The 3,453-nt window shown below is 58.7% G+C and carries 5 protein-coding genes; 4 read left to right on the top strand and 1 reads right to left on the bottom strand.

Annotation, left to right across the window (positions count from 1 at the left end; all coding sequences use genetic code 11):
• Window positions 1-101 precede the first annotated feature (101 nt).
• Window positions 102-980, top strand: a complete 879-nt coding sequence (locus tag B3849_RS16595; protein WP_286780448.1) for a DMT family transporter — start codon at window positions 102-104, stop codon at window positions 978-980.
• Here B3849_RS16595 and B3849_RS16590 read toward each other — a convergent pair.
• A complete protein-coding gene (locus tag B3849_RS16590; RefSeq protein WP_286780447.1) occupies window positions 977-1,783 on the bottom strand; it encodes a putative rhamnosyl transferase in 807 nt (268 codons plus the stop codon). The genes B3849_RS16595 and B3849_RS16590 overlap by 4 nt on opposite strands.
• A 404-nt stretch (window positions 1,784-2,187) precedes the next feature.
• Here B3849_RS16590 and rpsL point away from each other — a divergent pair, with 404 nt between their 5' ends.
• From rpsL to B3849_RS17695, 3 genes are all read left to right on the top strand, one after another.
• Window positions 2,188-2,559: a 30S ribosomal protein S12 gene (rpsL, locus tag B3849_RS16585; RefSeq protein WP_005849863.1), complete on the top strand. Its 372-nt coding sequence runs from the start codon at window positions 2,188-2,190 to the stop codon at window positions 2,557-2,559.
• 176 nt (window positions 2,560-2,735) lie between these two features.
• Window positions 2,736-3,206: a 30S ribosomal protein S7 gene (rpsG, locus tag B3849_RS16580; RefSeq protein WP_005849857.1), complete on the top strand. Its 471-nt coding sequence runs from the start codon at window positions 2,736-2,738 to the stop codon at window positions 3,204-3,206.
• A gap of 83 nt (window positions 3,207-3,289) precedes the next feature.
• Window positions 3,290-3,453 (top strand): GTP-binding protein (locus B3849_RS17695; RefSeq protein WP_414718057.1); only part of this gene is annotated, 164 nt, incomplete at its 3' end.

Raw genomic sequence — 3,453 nt, 5'->3', positions numbered from 1 at the left:
ACGGCCACCGCCGGAGGTTTACAAAATTTGCGCAGGTGGGCTGGTTTTCCACCGCGGCTTGCGCCAATGATAAGCCAACCTAACAAACTGAAAGCCACCCGATGTCGCCAAACCTTGCCGGAGCACTTTTCATGATGGGCTCTATGGCGGCCTTTGTGTTGAACGACACGATGACCAAGACGACCGGCGGGGCGGTGCCCCTGTTCCAGCTGCTGTTCTTGCGCGGTGTGATCTCTATCTCGTTGATCGTGATGCTATGGGGGCGGCTCGGCCCGATGCACCTGCGTCTTAGCCGGCGCGATTGGAAACTGGTCGCAATCCGGTCTGGTGCCGAAGTCGGGGCGAGCTTTTTCTTCGTGACCGCGTTGTTCAATATGCCCTTGGCGAACCTCAGCGCCATTCTGCAATCCCTGCCGCTGACTGTGACTTTGGGCGCGGCGCTGGTCTATCGCGAAAAGGTCGGCTGGCGGCGCTTCTCCGCGATCCTTGTGGGGTTCTTCGGCGTGATGCTGATCGTCAAACCGGGCACCGACGGATTCAATATCTGGTCGATCTACGCGCTGATCGCGGTGTTCTTTGTCACCGTGCGCGACCTCAGCACCCGCCGCCTGTCGAAAGAGGTGCCGTCGATGACCGTGACCTTCGCCGCTGTGCTGGCCGTGACGGGGTTTTCGACCTTCGCGCAGTTCACCACGCCCTGGGCTCCGGTCTCTTCCGCGCATTGGATCGCCATTACGGCAGCCGCGGTCTTTGTGCTGATGGGGTATTATTTCAGCGTGCAGACGATGCGGGTGGGCGACGTATCGTTCATCGCGCCGTTCCGCTATACGGGGCTGATCTGGGCGTTGTTCCTCGGGTGGTTGGTGTTCGGCGACTGGCCGGTGCCGTCAACACTTGCTGGGGCATCTATCGTCGCTGCGACGGGGCTGTTCACGCTCTACCGTGAACGCATCACCACCCGCCCGCTGCCGCCGCTTTAACCCTTGGCAAAGACGCGGCGCACAGTGTCGATGTCGATGGCAAAGCGGTCCTTGAACAGGATCTCTTCCTCGGGGCTGAGTGGGGATAGGTCGACCGCCCGTGCATTCTTTTGGCGTGAATCGTTAAATCCATTGTGGCCGCGGACATACATTGCAGGGTCGGGAAAGCTCAGCGCAGGCATGAAGCGGGGCAGCTTGTCATGGGCAAAGTTCATGATCGTAAGTGGACACCCCGCGTTCACGAACATTGCCAACGCCGCGGTGTAGAACGGCCGGAACGACGGGGTCGCCGTGATACCATCCGCGCCGAACTCGGCCACGTAGCCCTTGTTCCAGTCAAGCGCGACGGACTTGTGCTGGACCAGGAGCGGGGCGGCGTCATCAACAGCTTTACGCAGCTTGGCCACGAAATCGACTGCAATCGCGTCGTCGTCATCAAAGCGGAATTGCACACAGGGTTCAGAGCGCGCGTGGCGGGCCTTGTTCAAAATCTCTTTCATCACCTCGCGGTGCGGGCGCGGCGGCTCTACCACAATCCGCGCTTGGGGCAGGGGGGCGAGCAAGGCCTTTAGCCGTTCCAGATGGACAGGGGGAAAGCGATCGCCGACCAGCACGATCATTTCGAAATCCGGGTCTGTTTGCGCCATCAGGCAGGGCAGGGCGACGGTTTCGAACAGGCGGAACCTTTCCTCAAGCCGCGCGGGATCATAAAGGTAGGCGATACGATCAGCGGTGGTGTCATGCCCGACCTGAAACCCGCCAAGCGCCGGATAGGAAAAGCGGCATAGCCCAAGTACCTGCATCGTGATCCGCCCTGTCCGAATAATGTGGCATAAATATGCGCGGTAGCCGGGGTATCTTGCAAGGCGGAATACCCGTTTGGCGTGCCATGGGCGGCTTGGGGGCGGGGGCTGTTGACAGCGTGGACGACTCTGCCTATACGCCCCTTATCTCGGATGCGGGGGTCGCCCTGCTTTGCCGACATCATATCTACTGTGGTCACGATCCGGTCTACTGCTGACTCGATCCTCTGTTACCCCACCGCTTCGTTTTCCTCGGTACGGGAACGCTGCGGTGATTTTGCTTTGCGCCAGTGGTGTAGGGCGGAAGATAGGCTTCGTGGACGTGCGAAGTGACCGAATTTGAAACCGCACTGGGGTCCGCCCCGCTGCACCACTTATGTGAGCTAAACGGGGATAAAACCGGAATGCCAACGATCCAACAGCTGATCCGCAAACCGCGCCAGCCTAAAATCAAACGTTCGAAATCCATGCACCTGCAAGAATGCCCGCAAAAGCGCGGCGTTTGTACACGTGTTTACACCACCACACCTAAGAAGCCGAACTCGGCCATGCGTAAGGTTGCCAAAGTGCGCCTGACCAACGGTTTCGAAGTCATCAGCTACATCCCGGGTGAATCGCACAACCTGCAAGAACACTCGGTTGTTCTGATCCGCGGCGGCCGTGTAAAAGACCTTCCCGGTGTGCGCTACCACATCCTGCGCGGTGTTCTTGATACGCAAGGCGTTAAAGACCGTAAGCAGCGTCGCTCCAAATATGGTGCAAAGAAGCCAAAGTAATTTGGGTCGGTTTGGGGTCGCGCATCGCAGATACACGATGCCGGATCCCGCCGCCCGCCATGTTTTCCCGTAAGGGAGTGAGCCGAGTAAGACTGAGCGCCGGACGATCGGGGTGCAATATGCACCAGACGCACTGGACCAAACCTGCCTCGGCAACTGACAATTAGGAGCTTTAAATGTCACGTCGTCACGCCGCTGAAAAACGCGAAGTACTGCCAGACGCCAAATACGGTGATCTGGTTCTCACCAAATTCATGAACAACCTGATGATCGACGGTAAGAAGTCGGTTGCGGAGCGTATCGTTTACAACGCGATGAACCGTGTTGAAGACAAAATCAAACGCGCGCCCATCGAAGTCTTCCACGAAGCACTGGACAACATCAAGCCGTCCGTCGAAGTGCGTTCGCGCCGCGTTGGTGGTGCCACCTATCAGGTTCCTGTCGAAGTGCGCCCCGAGCGTCGCGAAGCACTGGCGATCCGCTGGTTGATCAAAGCGTCCCGCGCCCGCAACGAGAACACCATGGAAGAGCGCCTTGCAGGTGAGCTTCTGGACGCTGTTCAATCGCGCGGTACTGCTGTTAAGAAGCGCGAAGACACCCACAAGATGGCCGACGCGAACAAAGCGTTCAGCCACTACCGCTGGTAATTCGGGCGGCATAAGCCGTTCCCGTCGCGTCCCACCCCGGGGCGCGATTTATCCGTTTCAGATATATTCGAGGAAGCAGCCCAATGGCACGCGACTATCCGCTCTCACGCTACCGCAATTTCGGCATCATGGCCCACATCGACGCAGGCAAAACAACCTGCTCCGAACGGATCCTGTTTTACACTGGTAAGTCCCACAACATCGGCGAAGTGCACGACGGTGCCGCCACGATGGACTGGATGGAGCA

The sequence above is a fragment of the Sulfitobacter sp. UBA4523 genome (assembly GCF_002388305.1).
Lineage (GTDB): Bacteria > Pseudomonadota > Alphaproteobacteria > Rhodobacterales > Rhodobacteraceae > Sulfitobacter > Sulfitobacter pontiacus.
This window is presented reverse-complemented; position numbering and strand designations above follow the sequence as displayed.

Bases quoted from the DNA above. Each gene is read 5' to 3' on its own strand.
- B3849_RS16595 (WP_286780448.1), top strand. From the start codon at position 102: ATGTCGCCAAACCTTGCCGGAGCACTTTTCATGATGGGCTCTATGGCG.
- B3849_RS16590 (WP_286780447.1), bottom strand. From the start codon at position 1,783: ATGCAGGTACTTGGGCTATGCCGCTTTTCCTATCCGGCGCTTGGCGGG.
- rpsL (WP_005849863.1), top strand. From the start codon at position 2,188: ATGCCAACGATCCAACAGCTGATCCGCAAACCGCGCCAGCCTAAAATC.
- rpsG (WP_005849857.1), top strand. From the start codon at position 2,736: ATGTCACGTCGTCACGCCGCTGAAAAACGCGAAGTACTGCCAGACGCC.